Below are 16,733 nucleotides of genomic sequence, written 5' to 3'. Positions count from 1 at the left end.
GCTAAAATAGTAGCTTCAGCTATTCGTGGGATATTAGATGTACTTATTTAGGAGTTGAAATCATATGAACATTACCAATTTGTTTTCTATCAAGACAGGATGTGATGAGAATGATAGGCAACTGCAAAAATTATTTTTTCAGTTGGATTTACAATTGGGAGAATTGACAGATCAACTAAGAAAATTAGATTCTAATTTTGTTCCTCGTAGTCAATTTGTAGACACGCTGGATTTGAATGATGTAGAATATAAAGAAATTTTAAACTATTTTATCTTCCATCGTAATGATAGTGAAGAAAGTTTGGCAGAATGGTTATATGATTGGATTTCTACAAATCGTTATGAACTTCCTAAAGAGTTTTCAATTCGTATGGCTCATAAATATCATGAAAGTGTTGCTGAAGTTTTTGGAGATGAATAACTAAAAAAACAGTCATTAGTGACTGTTTTTTATAGAAAAAGAGGTTTTATATGTTAAGTTCAAAAGATATAATCAAGGCTCATAAAGTCTTGAACGGTGTGGTTGTGAATACACCGCTTGATTATGACCATTATTTATCGGAGAAGTATGGTGCTAAGATTTATTTGAAAAAGGAAAATGCCCAACGTGTTCGTTCCTTTAAAATTCGTGGTGCCTATTATGCTATTTCTCAGCTCAGCAAGGAAGAGCGTGAGCGTGGAGTAGTCTGCGCTTCTGCGGGAAATCATGCGCAGGGAGTTGCCTATACTTGTAATGAGATGAAAATTCCTGCTACTATTTTTATGCCCATTACTACTCCGCAACAAAAAATTGGGCAGGTTCGCTTTTTTGGTGGGGATTTCGTGACCATTAAACTAGTTGGAGATACCTTTGATGCCTCAGCTAAAGCAGCTCAAGAATTTACAGTCTCTGAAAATCGTACCTTTATTGATCCCTTTGATGATGCTCATGTCCAAGCAGGTCAAGGGACTGTTGCTTATGAGATTTTAGAAGAAGCTCGAAAAGAATCGATTGATTTTGATGCTGTCTTAGTTCCTGTTGGAGGTGGTGGTCTCATTGCTGGGGTTTCTACTTATATTAAGGAAACAAGTCCAGAGATTGAGGTTATCGGAGTAGAGGCGAATGGAGCGCGTTCTATGAAGGCTGCCTTTGAAGCTGGTGGACCTGTTAAGCTCAAGGAAATTGACAAATTTGCGGATGGGATTGCTGTGCAAAAGGTAGGACAGTTGACCTATGAAGCAACCCGTCAACATGTTCAAACCTTAGTAGGTGTTGATGAGGGATTGATTTCTGAAACCTTGATTGACCTCTACTCCAAGCAAGGGATTGTTGCAGAACCTGCTGGAGCGGCTAGTATCGCTTCTTTAGAAGTTTTAGCTGAATATATCAAGGGGAAAACCATTTGTTGTATCATTTCTGGAGGAAATAATGATATCAACCGTATGCCAGAAATGGAAGAACGTGCCTTGATTTATGATGGTATCAAGCATTACTTTGTGGTCAATTTTCCACAGCGTCCAGGTGCTCTGCGTGAGTTTGTAAATGATATCCTGGGACCAAATGATGATATCACACGTTTTGAGTATATCAAACGAGCTAGCAAGGGAACAGGGCCTGTATTGATTGGGATCGCTTTGGCAGATAAGCATGATTATGCAGGATTGATTCGTCGAATGGAAGGTTTTGATCCGGCTTATATTAACTTAAATGGGAATGAAACGCTTTATAATATGCTTGTCTGAGGGCTAATAAAAAAATATCATATTATTTGCACAACTGATGTATAGGTGCTATAATGAAGATGAAGAAAGGGGGCGATTCCTATGGTTTTAGGAAACTTATCGTGCAATTCTTACTTCTGTTCATTATAGCACTTATGATGTTTGGCTCAGATTTCCATCCTTCATTTTGATTTCCCGTCTATTTTGAAAAGTAAACTCACACGGTCTTTAAGATGTGATTTGCTTTCTTTTTGCTGACAAATATATCATATTAAAAGGATATATGAGCAACTGACTGAGCTTATCTGTCTTGTCATCTTTATTAAGGATGGTTTAGAGAATCGGGTGTTTGGTTTTAGGCTAGCACCTCAATATCCAAATGAGTGATGAATTTGAAGGATATAAGGAATAGCTATCTATCAGATGATTTTTTGAGGAAGAAAGATAGGAGTTTTTGAGCTAGTGAAGGCTTGGATTTCTAAAGGTTAGAACTGTCATCTTCAGTTCTTAAATCGAAGAAATAAGCTATCTTACGGAAATAGAGAAGCATTTTTTTAAAAGCTTGAATAATTTTGCACCTCAAGAGGGTAATAATACAATATTTTTATTAGCAAATATTTATGGTGTAGAGGCTAGCAAAACCTATATATTATCGGCTTTAAAAAGGAAGTAAGAAAATTATGAACTAATTATTTTCGTTGAATATATGTTTTTTTATTGACAAAAGTAGTAAAAACGTATACAATTAAATATTGTAAAGAAGAAAATAGGAGAAAAACATGGCTAAGTCAAACTTTGAAAAAGTAGAATCAGTTGTTGGCTGGGTTCGTGATAAGAAAATCACAGGCTACCGTATCTCTAAAGAAACGAATGCGCGTGAAATGTCTATCATTGCTCTGGCGCAGGGTCGTGCAAAAGTAAAAAATATTTCATTTGAAACAGCCCTAGGCCTAATTGATTTCTATGAAAAAAATCATGAAAAATTTGAAGATTAATCTTTGGATAACGGCGGATTCCTGACCCTCAAGTAGTAGAGATAGAGAATCTGCCTTTTCATTTTGGACAGCAAAAAGACTGCACGGTTGATGCAGCCTTTTCTTTTTATTTGATACTCTTCGAAAATCAAATTCAAACCACGTCAGCTTAACCTTGCCGTACTCAAGTACAGCCTGCGGCTAGCTTCCTAGTTTGCTCTTTGATTTTCATTGAGTATGAGATAGCGTTGAAGGAACTCTTTTGTACGGTCTTCTTTAGGATTGGTGAAGAGGTCTTCTGGTTTGCCTTCTTCAGCGATTACACCCTTATCCATGAAGATAACACGGTGAGAGACATCACGGGCGAATTCCATTTCGTGAGTTACAACAATCATGGTCAAGCCTTCTTGAGCCAGGTCCTGCATGATTTTGAGGACTTCTCCAACCATTTCTGGATCGAGAGCTGATGTTGGTTCATCAAAGAGAATAGCGTCAGGATTCATTGAAAGGGCGCGAGCGATGGCCACACGTTGTTTTTGACCACCTGAGAGTTGTTTTGGTTTGGCTTGCCAGTAGCGTTCTCCCATGCCGACTTTTTCTAGGTTTTCTTTGGCAATTTTTTCAGCTTCTGTGCGTTCGCGTTTAAGGACTGTTGTCTGAGCGACGATTGTGTTTTCGAGAACGTTAAGATTTTCAAAGAGGTTAAAGGATTGGAACACCATCCCTAGTTTTTCACGGTATTGCGTGAGGTCATAGCCTTTTTCGAGGACGTTTTGTCCATGATAAAGGATTTGTCCATCAGTTGGCGTTTCAAGTAGGTTAATGGAGCGTAGGAAGGTTGATTTTCCGCTTCCAGAGCTTCCGATGATAGAGATGACTTCTCCCTTGTGGACAGTCAGAGAAATGTCTTTTAGCACTTCGTTTTGTCCATAGGATTTTTTGAGGTGTTTAATTTCAAGGATTGCTTGTGTCATTATTTTAAATCCTCCGTTTGCATTTGGTTAGCACCTGTAGTATAGGTATCCATGTCCATTCGGCGCTCGATGAAGCGTAGGATACGTGTTACGGTGAAGGTGAGGACAAAGTAAATCACGGCGATGATTGTAAATGTCTGGAAGTATTGATAGGTTTGTGTTGCCACGGTATTTCCTGAGAAATAAAGTTCGACAACCGAGATAACGTTCAATACAGATGTATCTTTGATATTGATGACAAATTCATTACCAGTTGCTGGTAGGATGTTACGGACCACTTGAGGTAGGACAATCTTACGCATGGTTTGGTTATGAGTCATACCGAGTGCAGTTGCGGCTTCAAATTGTCCCTTGTCAACTGCCAGGATACCACCACGGACGATTTCAGTCATGTAGGCACCGGTATTGATTGAAACGATGAAGATAGCAGCTAGTGTACGGTCAAGGTTGATCCCGAAAGCTTGGGCAGTTCCATAGTAGATAACCATCGATTGAACGATCATTGGGGTACCACGGAAAATTTCAATGTAGACATTGAGGATCCAGCCGATTAGTTTTTGTAGGCCGTAAATGGCTTTATTTTCAGAGAGAGGAGCAGTACGGAAAACACCAATGGCAAGACCGATGATGAGACCGATGATGGTTCCGACGATAGAGATTAAAAGAGTGATACCAGCACCACGCAAGAGTTGTTGCCAGTTTTCAGAAAGAATTTTAGTGACTTGGCTAAAGAAACTACTGCTAGTCTCTTCAGTTGTTGTAGCTTCGGCAGGTTGTTCCTTGATCATACGATCCATCAAGGCAACTTGGTCGTCTTTTGAAATGGTTTCAATGCTGGCATTGATTTGGCTAATACGATTGTCATCTTTACGAAGTCCAATAGCGATAGCTGTATCTTCTTCCCCAGTTTTGAAACCAGGTTCTACTTGGACCATCTTAAACTTAGAGTTCGCAGCTTCAGCGGTCAGAGCTTCTGGGCGTTCAGAAACATAAGCATCGATAACACCAGCCTCAAGAGCTTGGCGCATTTGAGCGAAGTCTCCCATGGCTGTTTCTTTTTTAGCACCTGGGATTTGTGCAATCAAGTCATAAAGGTAGACACCTTGTTGAGAAGTGATTTTCGCACCATTAAAGTTATCTAAAGATTTAGCATTTGCGTAGGCAGAATCTTTTTTGACTAGTAGAACTGGTTCGCTAGTGTAGTAACTGCTTGAAAAGGCAATTTCTTGTTTACGCTCGGCAGTAGGACTCATACCTGCGATAATCATGTCAATCTTACCAGAAGTAAGGGCAGGAACTAGACCCTCCCACTTGGTTTTAACAACCAAAGGTTCTTTACCTAAGTCCTTAGCGATTTTCTTGGCGATTTGAACATCGTATCCGTTAGCATACTGGTTAGTCCCATCGATTTTGACAGCTCCACTGCTATCATCGTCCTGAGTCCAGTTAAAGGGAGCATATGCTGCTTCCATCCCGATGCGTAAATATTCATCGGCTTGGGCAACATTGACAAGTCCCAGCATCAGTAAGAGACTTGTGAAAATAGATAAGTATATTTTTCTCATGATTTCTCCTATTTCTAATCTATTAAAAAATAACTGTCTCCTATTTTATCGAAAAATGCGTAATTTTTCAACATAAGTAAGCCTTTACTTACGAAAAAATGCTATAATGATAAGAAAGATAAAAAGGGGGCTTAATTGATGAAAAAAACTTTTTTCTTATTTGTTTTAGGCTTGTTTTGCCTTCTGCCATTCTCTGTTTTTGCCATTGATTTCAAGATAAACTCTTATCAAGGTGATTTGTATATTCATGCAGATAATACGGCAGAATTTAGACAGAAGATAGTTTACCAGTTTGAGGAGGACTTTAAGGGCCAAATCGTGGGACTTGGACGTGCAGGCAAGATGCCTAGTGGATTTGACATTGATCCTCATCCAAAGGTTCAGGCTGCGAAAAATGGTGCTGAACTGACAGATGTTACGAGCGAAGTGATAGAAGGAGCAGATGGTTATACTGTTAAAGTTTATAATCCAGGTCAAGAAGGCGACACAGTTGAAGTTGACCTCGTTTGGAACTTGAAAAATTTGCTTTTTCTATATGATGACATTGCTGAATTAAATTGGCAACCTTTAACAGATAGTTCAGGGGCTATTGGCAAGTTTGAATTTCATGTAAGGGGAGAAAAGGGGGCTGAAAAACTCTTTTTCCATACAGGGAAACTTTTTAGAGAGGGAATGGTTGAAAAGAGTAGCCTTGATTATACTATTCGTTTAGACAATCTTCCGGCTAAGCGTGGAGTTGAATTGCATGCCTACTGGCCTCGAACGGATTTTGCTAGCGCTAGGGATCAGGGATTGAAAGGAAATCATTTAGAAGAATTTAATAAGGTAGAAGACTCGATTGTTAGAGAAAAAGATCAGAGTAAACAACTCCTTACTTGGATCTTCCCTTCCATACTTTCCATCTCTTTGTTATTGAGTGCCTGTTTCTATTTTATTTATAGAAGAAAGACCACTCCTTCAGTTAAATATGCCAAAAATCATCGTCTTTATGAACCACCAATGGAATTAGAGCCTATGGTTTTATCAGAGGCGGTTTACTCGACCTCCTTGGAGGAAGTGAGTCCTCTAATCAAAGGAGCAGGTAAATTCACCTTTGACCAACTTATTCAAGCTACTTTGTTAGATGTGATAGACCGTGGGAATGTTTCTATTATTTCAGAAGGAGATGCAGTTGGTTTGAGGCTAGTAAAAGAAGATGGTTTGTCAAGCTTTGAGAAAGACTGTCTAAATCTGGCCTTTTCAGGCAAAAAAGAAGAAACTCTTTCCAATTTGTTTGCGGATTACAAGGTATCTGATAGTCTTTATCGTAGAGCAAAAGTCTCTGATGAAAAACGGATTCAAGCAAAGGGGCGTCAGCTCAAATCTTCTTTTGAAGAAGTATTGAACCAGATGCAAGAAGGAGTGAGAAATCGGGTTATCTTCTGGGGACTTCCAGATTATTATCGTCCTTTAACTGGTGGGGAAAAGGCCTTGCAAGCGGGTATGGGACTCTCCACTATCTTGCCCCTATTTATTGGATTTGGTTTGTTCTTGTACAGTTTGGACGTTTATGGCTATCTTTACCTCCCCTTGCCAATACTTGGTTTTCTAGGTTTGGTTTTGGCTGTTTTCTATTATTGGAAGCTTCGATTAGATAATCGTGATGGTGTCCTAAATGAAGCAGGAGCAGAAGTCTACTATCTCTGGACCAGTTTTGAAAATATGTTACGTGAGATTGCACGATTGGATCAGGCTGAATTGGAAAGTATTGTGGTCTGGAATCGCCTCTTGGTCTATGCGACCCTATTTGGCTATGCGGACAAGGTCAGCCATTTGATGAAGGTTCATCACATCCAAGTAGAAAATCCAGATATCAATCTCTATGTAGCTTATGGCTGGCATAGTATGTTTTATCATTCAAGCGCGCAAATGGGCCATTATGCCAGCATCGCAAATACAGCAAGTACCTACTCCGTATCTTCTGGAAGTGGAAGTTCTGGCGGTGGCTTCTCTGAAGGCGGAGGTGGCGGCAGTATCGGCGCCTTTTAAAGAGAGCTATCACTGGCTGAAAAAATATGCTATAATGGAAGATAGAAAAAGGAGTAATCTATGTATCTTATTGAAATTTTAAAATCTATCTTCTTCGGGATTGTTGAAGGAATTACGGAATGGTTGCCCATTTCTAGTACAGGTCACTTGATTTTAGCAGAGGAGTTTATCCAATACCAAAATCAAAACGAAGCCTTTATGTCCATGTTTAATGTCGTGATTCAGCTTGGTGCTATTTTAGCAGTCATGGTGATTTACTTTAATAAACTAAATCCCTTTAAACAGACTAAGGACAAACAGGAAGTTCGTAAGACTTGGAGACTATGGTTGAAGGTCTTGATTGCGACCTTGCCTTTGCTTGGCGTCTTTAAATTTGATGATTGGTTTGACACCCACTTCCATAACATGGTTTCTGTTGCTCTCATGTTGATTATCTATGGGATTGCCTTTATCTATTTGGAAAAGCGCAATAAAGCGCGTGCTATCGAGCCAAGTGTAACAGAGTTGGACAAGCTTCCTTATACGACAGCCTTCTATATCGGCCTCTTCCAAGTTCTTGCCCTTTTACCAGGGACAAGCCGTTCTGGAGCAACGATTGTCGGTGGTTTGTTGAATGGAACTAGTCGTTCTGTTGTGACAGAATTTACCTTCTATCTTGGAATTCCAGTTATGTTTGGAGCTAGTGCCTTAAAGATTTTCAAATTTGTGAAAGCAGGACAGCTCTTGAGCTTTGGGCAATTGTTTTTGCTCTTGGTTGCGATGGGAGTAGCCTTTGCAGTCAGCATGGTAGCTATTCGTTTCTTGACAAGTTATGTGAAAAAACACGACTTTACCCTTTTCGGTAAATACCGTATCGTGCTTGGTAGTGTTTTGCTACTTTACAGTTTTGTCCGTTTATTTGTATAAGAAAAACCTTGAAGGGGCAGCTCTTCAAGGTTTTAAAATCCAGTCAGGGTAATCCCCAGCAGGCGGACACCTCTTTCTTTCTCGCTTAACTCTTCATAGAGTTGCAGGGCGATTTGGCTTATCTGACTAGCATCCTGTGTTTTTTGAGCCAGACTTTTTCGTTTAGTAAGAGTTGAAAAGTCCTCGTAGCGAATTTTCAGAATGACAATTTTTCCAGCTTTTTCTTGTTGACTGAGATTGAGAGCGACTCTTTCTGATAGAAGAGTCAGCTCTTTTTTAATGTCTTCCTCGGCACGGAGAATCTTCCCGTAGGTTTTCTCCTTGCCGATTGATTTACGGATGCGATTTGATTTAACTGGAGAGTTGTGAATGCCACGAGCCTTTCGATAAAGGTCATAGCCCAGTCTGCCAAATCGGTCTATTAGGGTCACTTCAGGAACTTCAAGTAGGTCAGCGCCAGTAAAAACACCCATGTGATGAAGACGTTCGACTGTCTTTTTTCCTACTCCATGAAATTTGGAAATATCCATTTGTTTGAGAAAATCCTCAGCTTGGTCAGGTAGAATCACTGTCAAACCATGAGGTTTTTGATAATCACTGGCCATTTTAGCCAAGAATTTGTTGTAAGAAACGCCAGCAGAAGCAGTTAGATGGAGTTCTTGCCAGATATCCTCTTGAATGAGGCGAGCAATTTTGACCGCTGACTTGATCCCGAGTTTATTTTCTGTCACATCCAAATAGGCTTCGTCAATGCTCATGGGTTCTATTAAATCTGTATAGCGCTTAAAGATAGCTCGAATCTGGAGTCCCACAGTCTTGTATTTTTCATAATTCCCTGAGATAAAGACTGCCTGGGGACAACGTTCATAGGCTTCCTTAGAGCTCATGGCTGAATGGACACCAAAAGCTCGCGCCTCATAGCTACAGGTAGAGACGACTCCCCGCCCACCTGTTTGCCGAGGGTCGCTTCCGATAATGACAGGTTTTCCTCTGAGTTTAGGATTATCCCTGATTTCTACCGCAGCAAAAAAGGCATCCATGTCAATATGGATGATTTTTCTTGACAAATCATTTAACAAAGGAAAAATCAACATGCCTAGCACCTTTTTACAGCTTATTTTCTTTTATTATACCCTTTTTTCTGAAAAAAGGAAAAAAGGGTATAATTTTTTCAAAAATATAATACAGTTTGGAGTAAAATATAGACTGTTTTAGAAAAGAAAGTGTAAAAATAGGGATTTTTCGCTTGTTGAAATCGGTTACTGTATGGTATACTTGACTCATGAATGTAACAGATGGTTGTTACTAGAAAGAAAAAAGAGGACATTAACATGGTTGTTAAAACAGTTGTTGAAGCACAAGATATTTTTGACAAAGCTTGGGAAGGCTTCAAAGGCGTAGATTGGAAAGAAAAAGCAAGTGTATCACGCTTCGTACAAGCTAACTACACACCTTACGATGGAGATGAAAGCTTCCTCGCAGGACCAACAGAACGTTCACTTCACATCAAAAAAATTGTAGAAGAAACGAAGGCTCACTACGAAGAAACTCGTTTCCCAATGGACACTCGTCCAACATCTATCGCTGATATCCCAGCAGGATTTATCGATAAAGAAAATGAAGTGATCTTCGGTATCCAAAACGACGAACTCTTCAAATTGAACTTCATGCCAAAAGGTGGTATTCGTATGGCTGAAACTACTTTGAAAGAAAATGGATACGAACCAGACCCAGCTGTTCACGAAATCTTCACTAAATACGTAACAACAGTTAACGACGGTATCTTCCGCGCTTATACTTCAAATATCCGTCGTGCTCGTCACGCTCACACTGTAACTGGTCTTCCAGATGCATACTCACGTGGACGTATCATCGGTGTTTACGCACGTCTTGCTCTTTACGGTGCAGACTACTTGATGCAAGAAAAAGTAAACGACTGGAACGCAATCGAAGAAATCGATGAAGAAACAATCCGTCTTCGTGAAGAAATCAACCTTCAATACCAAGCATTGCAACAAGTTGTTCGCTTGGGTGACCTTTATGGGGTTGATGTTCGCAAACCAGCGATGAACGTTAAAGAAGCAATCCAATGGGTTAACATCGCTTTCATGTCTGTCTGCCGTGTGATTAACGGTGCTGCTACATCTCTTGGACGTGTGCCAATCGTATTGGACATCTTTGCAGAACGTGACCTTGCTCGTGGTACATTTACTGAATCAGAAATCCAAGAATTCGTTGATGATTTTGTTATGAAACTTCGTACAGTTAAATTTGCTCGTACAAAAGCTTATGACCAATTGTACTCAGGTGACCCAACCTTCATCACAACTTCTATGGCTGGTATGGGTAACGACGGTCGTCACCGTGTTACTAAGATGGACTACCGTTTCTTGAACACTCTTGATAACATCGGTAACTCTCCAGAACCAAACTTGACAGTTCTTTGGACTGATAAATTGCCATACAACTTCCGTCGCTACTGTATGCACATGAGCCACAAACACTCTTCTATTCAATACGAAGGTGTAACAACAATGGCTAAAGACGGATATGGTGAAATGAGCTGTATCTCATGCTGTGTGTCTCCACTTGACCCAGAAAATGAAGAGCAACGCCACAACATCCAGTACTTCGGTGCGCGTGTAAACGTATTGAAAGCCCTTCTTACTGGTTTGAACGGTGGTTACGACGATGTTCACAAAGACTACAAAGTATTTGACATCGAACCAATCCGTGACGAAGTTCTTGAATTTGAATCAGTTAAAGCTAACTTTGAAAAATCTCTTGACTGGTTGACTGACACTTACGTAGATGCTTTGAACATCATCCACTACATGACTGATAAGTACAACTATGAAGCTGTTCAAATGGCATTCTTGCCAACTAAACAACGTGCTAACATGGGATTCGGTATCTGTGGATTTGCCAACACTGTTGATACATTGTCAGCTATCAAATACGCTACAGTTAAACCAATCCGTGATGAAAATGGCTACATCTACGATTACGAAACAATCGGTGAATACCCACGTTGGGGTGAAGATGACCCACGTTCAAATGAATTGGCAGAATGGTTGATCGAAGCTTACACAACTCGTCTACGTAGCCACAAACTTTACAAAGACGCAGAAGCTACAGTTTCACTTTTGACAATCACATCTAACGTTGCTTACTCTAAACAAACTGGTAACTCACCAGTCCACAAAGGTGTATACCTCAACGAAGATGGTTCTGTGAACTTGTCTAAACTTGAATTCTTCTCACCAGGTGCTAACCCATCTAACAAAGCTAAAGGTGGATGGTTGCAAAACTTGAACTCACTTTCTAGCCTTGACTTTAGTTATGCAGCTGATGGTATCTCATTGACTACTCAGGTTTCTCCACGTGCTCTTGGTAAGACTCGTGATGAACAAGTTGATAACTTGGTAACAATCCTTGATGGTTACTTTGAAAACGGTGGACAACACGTTAACTTGAACGTTATGGACTTGAACGATGTTTACGAAAAGATCATGTCAGGTGAAGACGTTATCGTACGTATTTCTGGATACTGTGTAAACACTAAATACCTCACTCCAGAACAAAAAACTGAATTGACACAACGTGTCTTCCACGAAGTTCTTTCAATGGATGATGCCTTGGATGCGTTGAGCTAATTAAGTTTTTAAGTAATGAAATAAGGAACCCTCGGTCAGTCGACTGAGGGTTTTGTGCTTGGGATAGTGTGAGCAATTCCTTCGGCGCAATATGCAATGTTTTTGGGAAGGAATAGTGGACTGAATCTGAAATATAATAGATTGAAACTAGAATAGTACACCTTTATTTCTAAAACATTGTTAGAAATCGATTTGACTGTCCTGATCGATTGGTCCTATTCTTATTTTATTTTACTATAGTCCACTGAAACGGCTCAAACAGTGTTAGAAATTGACTGGAATTCTCTAAGCGATTTGTTCCGATTTTATTTCATTTCATCATAAAAACAAGACGACTGGCTAATTGACAATCATCTTGTTTGATACTGTTAATAAAATTCGCGAAGTTTATCTTGATTTTCTTTAAAAAATTTTTCTAACCAATCCATACCATAAGCATAACTAAAACCTTCTAATAGAACAGAGAGGTCAATAGTATCAAATCCCATGTCTTTTAAATATTTAAAGGTATCGAATGGTGAATGAAAGTTTTTGTATTTAATAATTGCACCAATATCTTTCAAATCCTGCTCCCTGATACTCATCATCTTCATTCCTAACACATACTCAATAGGTACTACTAAAACGGTCAGATTCTCAAATGAGTACAAGGATTCACATAAACTTAAGGGAGGCTGTTTGTTCATATTTGCAACATGATTGTTGAGCCATAACTCTTCGTGGGTGTTAAGATTAAACTGTTTTCCTACACGAGCAATAATTTCATTTATTTTCTGATTTTGGTCATAAAAAGCATCAACATCTTGTGTGGCACGTAAACCATGATATTCTAAGACATAACCACCGACACAGATAATTGTTAAAGTCAGATTTTCCTGAATTAATTCCTTATTTAGGGCTTGGAAGACCGGTTTCATTTTATCCATGCTTGTATTTCTCCATCAATTTTTGAACATTGGTTAACTTAGCAGGTTTATTTAATGAAATCACATATTTATGAGTTGGAGTATGCTCTTGAAAGGCATACTTCAAGCTAATTTTTTGAAAATGGGTTAGTTCTTCGGAGTCTAGCAACTTTTCTACATCTTGGTTTGTTAAATAAGAATAGTCTTCAAAAATAACTTTTCGCAAATAGCGAAACCAATGGCTTGCGTTGAATTGTGATTGTTTGGATGCCTGTATCATATAATCGTACCAATCCATTGTCTTCCTCCTATGGAATTTAGTTTATCTTATTGTAGTTTATATTTAAAAATGTAGTTTTTTTAATTAGCTCGTATTAGAAAAGGGTGTTTAGAAATGTAAAATGAACCTTTTTTCTTATCCGAAAACCTTACTAAAGTATATAATTTAGGAAGTCAATTCTGTATGATAATGTTTGTACTATCGTCGAGTTTTTGCTTAATTGCCTAACGAGATAAATTTTAGAAGAATTTTCGGTGTGATTTGACAAGCTTCTGACTGGAAGGATAGTTACACTAGTATTGTTTATTAAAATGAGCAGATAGAGAAAATTTGGAATCTATTTGCTTATTATCAATCGTTTTTTTAGCTTATTTGTCTTAGATTGGTATAGAACTGATTTATGGATTGATCCTCTTGTATCTTATCTTGTTCCTAAATATGTTGGTAGAAAAATGAAGCAGTTGTTACGAGTGTCTGTATTGGGAAAAATTTTATCTATACAATTCTTTAAATGATATGAAGGCTAGGAATGCCAAAACACTGACATATTTCGTTTGAATCTCATCCAATCCCTTTACTTGTATTTGTAGAAATGCTATCAGTAATATATTCGCGAACACTATGATTTACAATAGTGTGGTCGTACATCTTTGTAACTTTATTATACAACAACCATTTACAGGTGTAAAGTTGAGCAGTGTCTTTAGTAAATTTAGGGACTTGTTTTGTCACAGTTTTGATACCTGTATTCGTTGTTTCATGAGCATTTAACGTTCCTTTTCATGTAGGCATTTCAACAATTAGAATGATATTTTTCCGAGGATGAACTTATATATTGTGACTTTTTAGAGTTACGATGTCTCTTGATCTGACTACCGCTATCAATTTCATCTATTTTTACAGTTTCATGCAGTATAGCGAGAAGGCGGTTTCCTATATGGAAGTCGTCTTGTTTTCATATTGTCTAAATACGAGATATTTACTATAGATTATGGTTGATTTAAACAGGTGTATAGATTTCTAATATATACTAAGGTGAAATAATATCTTGTAATATATTGCTATGCTCTATGAAAAAAGCAACGATAGCTAATGCACAAGCTCCTATACTTCCACGATGTTTGTTGTAAGGTAAAATTTCAATTTCTATATTACGAGTAAAGGGAACAAAGTGGAGCTGATCTTGGATTTTATCCCTGACTTCATGAGTGAAAGGTTGATAATTAAGCAATTGACTATTGATATAGATTTTATCAGCAGGATTGATGAGGAGAAGATTTGCAATAGAAGTGGCCAATAAATTGACTCCTTTATCAATTTGTTGACGTAAAGCGGAGTCGCCTAAGTTGTAAGCTGTTAAAAGGGTATCTAAATGAATGTCTTTTTCAGTTTTTACAAGACTTTTTAGTACAGTTAGTTGAGAATTTTTAAATAATAATTGGGCATGTTTGATTAACCAAGCATCAGAAATATATGTTTGTAAACAACCTTTTTTTCCACATTCACAATATTGTCCATTCAATTCGACAATGGTGTGTCCAATTTCTCCGATATAAGGATTTTTAGAGGCTCCTATTTTTTCTTTTGTGAAAAAGGACGTGTAAATACCTAATCCAGCGTGTAGGAAAATAAAGTTATCGGGGGTATTGTGTGGGTCAAAAAGGTATTGTCCTATAGCCATACAATCGATATTATTTTTTACAATAAAAGGGAAATCGAATTTTTTAATTACATTTAATAAATTAAATGATTCCCATATGGGATTGTTTGTAATGATGCTTCCGGAGTCTTTGTTATAATGTCCAGGTATTGATAAGCCAAATCCAAGTAATTTTGTCTCCAAAGGGACGTACTCTATAGCTGTTTTTATCATATTGGTAATGGTGGAATTGATTTCTGAAATAGGATAATCTTCATTCAAAATTTCTGTCTCGAAAAGAGTTTTCCCTTGTAAGTCACATAGACTGAGAAAGATACCTAAGACGTTTATTTCAATACCTCCAACAATATACGGAATATTATCTGTGATAGAAATAGTTTTTCTACGTCTTCCAGATCCGGAAAACTCGCTAAATTCATCACCAGTTTCGTATATGAGGGACTGTTCACTTAGCTCTTTGATGATGTTAGTCGTTGTTGCTGGAGTAAGTCCTGTTTCATTAACAATATCTGTACGGGATGTTTCTGGATTTCGATATAGAAACTCCAGTATAGTGGCTCTATTTTGTAAAAAGGCTGATTGTTTTGTAATCATTTGTTTCCTCCTTTGGTTTATTTTATATTAAACATAAGAAAAAATCAATTAAAATCATTATTCTATACAAAGAAAAAAATATTGTAAAAACAGCAAAAAATATATTGACAACGCTTTCTGTTAGTGGTATATTTAATTTATAAAAAATAAAAAAAGGAGTTCCGGTGATGAACAATATTTTAACGTTTTTAGAAACGAAAGTCGCTCCGTTTGGTGAAAAAGTTGGCAACCAACGGCATTTGAAAGCTATTCGTGAAGGATTTATGATGGCAATGCCTTTGATTTTAGTCGGCTCTTTATTTCTTATTCTAATCAGTTGGCCTCAAGAGGCTTTTACAAATTGGCTGAATAGTGTTGGATTGCTAAGTATCTTGACAACTATGAATCAGTCAACAGTAGCGATTATCTCCTTGGTCGCTTGTTTCGGTATTGCCTACAGGTTGTCGGAAGGATATGGTACAGATGGTCCGTCTGCAGGGATCATAGCCTTATCCAGTTTTGTATTGATGGCACCTCGTTTTTCGAGTATGGTTTATGATAAAAATGGGGAGCAGGTCAAGCAGTTATTTGGCAGCGCAATACCATTTTCTAGCCTGAATGCATCTTCTTTATTTATGGCGATTACCATTGGATTGGTTACAGCAGAGATTTATCGTATGTTTATCCAGCGCGGAATTACGATAAAAATGCCAAGTGGTGTCCCAGATGTAGTAAGTAAATCATTTTCAGCTCTTTTACCTGGTTTTACTACTTTTGTTTTGTGGGCTCTGGTCTTAAAAGGTCTTGAAGCGGCAGGAGTTGCAGGAGGTCTCAACGGACTTTTAGGTGCAATTGTTGGAACACCGCTTAAGTTAATTGCAGGAACGCTTCCAGGTATGATTCTATGTGTTATTGTAAACTCATTCTTTTGGTTCTGTGGAGTTAATGGGGGACAAGTTTTAAATGCTTTTGTAGACCCAGTTTGGTTACAATTTACTACAGAAAACCAAGAAGCTGTGGCTGCAGGACAAACCCTACAACACATTATTACATTACCGTTTAAAGATTTATTTGTATTTATTGGTGGCGGTGGAGCGACTATTGGTCTTGCGATTTGTCTCTTCCTATTTAGTAAGAGTCGTGCTAATAAAACATTAGGTAAGCTAGCTATTATACCGTCTATCTTTAATATCAATACAGCTATTCTATTTACGTTTCCAACGGTTTTAAATCCGATTATGCTGATTCCGTTTATTGCTACTCCTACAATCAATGCCTTAATTACCTATGTATCAATGGCTGTAGGATTAGTACCTTATACAACAGGTGTAATCCTTCCGTGGACAATGCCACCGATCATAGGAGGCTTCCTTGCGACAGGGGCTAGTTGGCGAGGAGCTCTATTACAAGTTGTTTTGATTTTGGTTTCTGTAGCAATTTATTATCCATTCTTCAAAATTGCAGATAAACGCAATCTTGAAAAAGAAAAAGCTACTGTTGGAGGGAAATAA

At 38.2% G+C, this 16,733-nt stretch carries 13 protein-coding genes and 1 pseudogene; 8 read left to right on the top strand and 6 right to left on the bottom strand.

Features of this window, described 5'->3' with window-relative positions:
* The first annotated feature begins 64 nt into the window (after positions 1 to 64).
* The 4 genes and pseudogenes from HT696_RS09215 (at position 65) to HT696_RS09205 (ending at position 2,696) form a co-directional block, all read left to right on the top strand.
* On the top strand, positions 65 to 421 hold the full coding sequence (locus tag HT696_RS09215; RefSeq protein ID WP_173217925.1) for a ketol-acid reductoisomerase: 357 nt from the start codon (positions 65 to 67) through the stop codon (positions 419 to 421).
* Positions 422 to 471: 50 nt separating this feature from the next.
* The gene (gene ilvA, locus HT696_RS09210; protein WP_000952975.1) at positions 472 to 1,722 is read left to right on the top strand and encodes a threonine ammonia-lyase IlvA; all 1,251 of its coding nucleotides are present in this window, start codon (positions 472 to 474) and stop codon (positions 1,720 to 1,722) included.
* 538 nt (positions 1,723 to 2,260) lie between these two features.
* A pseudogene (locus HT696_RS10800) lies at positions 2,261 to 2,374 on the top strand (SPFH domain-containing protein); the annotation flags it as partial.
* A gap of 106 nt (positions 2,375 to 2,480) precedes the next feature.
* Entirely contained in the window at positions 2,481 to 2,696 is a 216-nt protein-coding gene (locus tag HT696_RS09205) for a hypothetical protein (RefSeq protein WP_001130036.1), read from the top strand.
* Between the two features lie 188 nt (positions 2,697 to 2,884).
* Here the strand turns inward: HT696_RS09205 and HT696_RS09200 are convergent, their stop codons facing one another.
* Both HT696_RS09200 and HT696_RS09195 read right to left on the bottom strand, forming a co-directional pair.
* Positions 2,885 to 3,649: an amino acid ABC transporter ATP-binding protein gene (locus HT696_RS09200; RefSeq protein WP_000189476.1), complete on the bottom strand. Its 765-nt coding sequence runs from the start codon at positions 3,647 to 3,649 to the stop codon at positions 2,885 to 2,887.
* Positions 3,649 to 5,214 (bottom strand): ABC transporter substrate-binding protein/permease, encoded by a 1,566-nt coding sequence (locus tag HT696_RS09195; RefSeq protein WP_173282760.1) that lies wholly within the window; start codon positions 5,212 to 5,214, stop codon positions 3,649 to 3,651. Before HT696_RS09195 ends, HT696_RS09200 begins: the two co-directional genes overlap by 1 nt.
* Before the next feature lie 138 nt (positions 5,215 to 5,352).
* Between HT696_RS09195 and HT696_RS09190 the strand changes: the two genes are divergently transcribed.
* A complete protein-coding gene (locus HT696_RS09190; RefSeq protein ID WP_173283585.1) occupies positions 5,353 to 7,242 on the top strand; it encodes a DUF2207 domain-containing protein in 1,890 nt (629 codons plus the stop codon).
* A gap of 60 nt (positions 7,243 to 7,302) precedes the next feature.
* Positions 7,303 to 8,148: an undecaprenyl-diphosphate phosphatase gene (locus tag HT696_RS09185; protein ID WP_173217919.1), complete on the top strand. Its 846-nt coding sequence runs from the start codon at positions 7,303 to 7,305 to the stop codon at positions 8,146 to 8,148.
* A gap of 32 nt (positions 8,149 to 8,180) precedes the next feature.
* On the opposite strand, the gene dinB is transcribed toward HT696_RS09185, so the two are convergent.
* Positions 8,181 to 9,242: a DNA polymerase IV gene (dinB, locus tag HT696_RS09180; RefSeq protein WP_173253081.1), complete on the bottom strand. Its 1,062-nt coding sequence runs from the start codon at positions 9,240 to 9,242 to the stop codon at positions 8,181 to 8,183.
* 237 nt (positions 9,243 to 9,479) lie between these two features.
* Between dinB and pflB the strand changes: the two genes are divergently transcribed.
* Positions 9,480 to 11,804 (top strand): formate C-acetyltransferase, encoded by a 2,325-nt coding sequence (gene pflB / locus HT696_RS09175; RefSeq protein ID WP_000260631.1) that lies wholly within the window; start codon positions 9,480 to 9,482, stop codon positions 11,802 to 11,804.
* A 368-nt stretch (positions 11,805 to 12,172) separates the two neighbouring features.
* Here pflB and HT696_RS09170 read toward each other — a convergent pair whose 3' ends face one another.
* The 3 genes from HT696_RS09170 to HT696_RS09155 form a co-directional block, all read right to left on the bottom strand.
* Positions 12,173 to 12,730, bottom strand: coding sequence for a DUF6036 family nucleotidyltransferase (locus tag HT696_RS09170; RefSeq protein WP_000359824.1), 558 nt, complete (start codon positions 12,728 to 12,730; stop codon positions 12,173 to 12,175).
* On the bottom strand, positions 12,723 to 13,007 hold the full coding sequence (locus tag HT696_RS09165; protein WP_000384128.1) for a hypothetical protein: 285 nt from the start codon (positions 13,005 to 13,007) through the stop codon (positions 12,723 to 12,725). Before HT696_RS09165 ends, HT696_RS09170 begins: the two co-directional genes overlap by 8 nt.
* A gap of 1,012 nt (positions 13,008 to 14,019) precedes the next feature.
* Complete coding sequence (locus HT696_RS09155) at positions 14,020 to 15,243, bottom strand: ROK family transcriptional regulator (RefSeq protein WP_173283584.1); 1,224 nt, start codon at positions 15,241 to 15,243, stop codon at positions 14,020 to 14,022.
* 167 nt (positions 15,244 to 15,410) lie between these two features.
* Here HT696_RS09155 and HT696_RS09150 point away from each other — a divergent pair, with 167 nt between their 5' ends.
* On the top strand, positions 15,411 to 16,733 hold the full coding sequence (locus HT696_RS09150; RefSeq protein ID WP_173283583.1) for a PTS sugar transporter subunit IIC: 1,323 nt from the start codon (positions 15,411 to 15,413) through the stop codon (positions 16,731 to 16,733).

The sequence above is a fragment of the Streptococcus sp. 9903 genome, from assembly GCF_013276625.1.
In the GTDB taxonomy this organism is placed as follows: Bacteria; Bacillota; Bacilli; order Lactobacillales; family Streptococcaceae; genus Streptococcus.
The sequence above is the reverse complement of the archived record's forward strand: the minus strand, read 5'-3'. Positions and strand labels throughout refer to the sequence as shown.

Bases quoted from the DNA above. Each gene is read 5' to 3' on its own strand.
- HT696_RS09215 (WP_173217925.1), top strand. From the start codon at position 65: ATGAACATTACCAATTTGTTTTCTATCAAGACAGGATGTGATGAGAAT.
- ilvA (WP_000952975.1), top strand. From the start codon at position 472: ATGTTAAGTTCAAAAGATATAATCAAGGCTCATAAAGTCTTGAACGGT.
- HT696_RS09205 (WP_001130036.1), top strand. From the start codon at position 2,481: ATGGCTAAGTCAAACTTTGAAAAAGTAGAATCAGTTGTTGGCTGGGTT.
- HT696_RS09200 (WP_000189476.1), bottom strand. From the start codon at position 3,649: ATGACACAAGCAATCCTTGAAATTAAACACCTCAAAAAATCCTATGGA.
- HT696_RS09195 (WP_173282760.1), bottom strand. From the start codon at position 5,214: ATGAGAAAAATATACTTATCTATTTTCACAAGTCTCTTACTGATGCTG.
- HT696_RS09190 (WP_173283585.1), top strand. From the start codon at position 5,353: ATGAAAAAAACTTTTTTCTTATTTGTTTTAGGCTTGTTTTGCCTTCTG.
- HT696_RS09185 (WP_173217919.1), top strand. From the start codon at position 7,303: ATGTATCTTATTGAAATTTTAAAATCTATCTTCTTCGGGATTGTTGAA.
- dinB (WP_173253081.1), bottom strand. From the start codon at position 9,242: ATGTTGATTTTTCCTTTGTTAAATGATTTGTCAAGAAAAATCATCCAT.
- pflB (WP_000260631.1), top strand. From the start codon at position 9,480: ATGGTTGTTAAAACAGTTGTTGAAGCACAAGATATTTTTGACAAAGCT.
- HT696_RS09170 (WP_000359824.1), bottom strand. From the start codon at position 12,730: ATGGATAAAATGAAACCGGTCTTCCAAGCCCTAAATAAGGAATTAATT.
- HT696_RS09165 (WP_000384128.1), bottom strand. From the start codon at position 13,007: ATGGATTGGTACGATTATATGATACAGGCATCCAAACAATCACAATTC.
- HT696_RS09155 (WP_173283584.1), bottom strand. From the start codon at position 15,243: ATGATTACAAAACAATCAGCCTTTTTACAAAATAGAGCCACTATACTG.
- HT696_RS09150 (WP_173283583.1), top strand. From the start codon at position 15,411: ATGAACAATATTTTAACGTTTTTAGAAACGAAAGTCGCTCCGTTTGGT.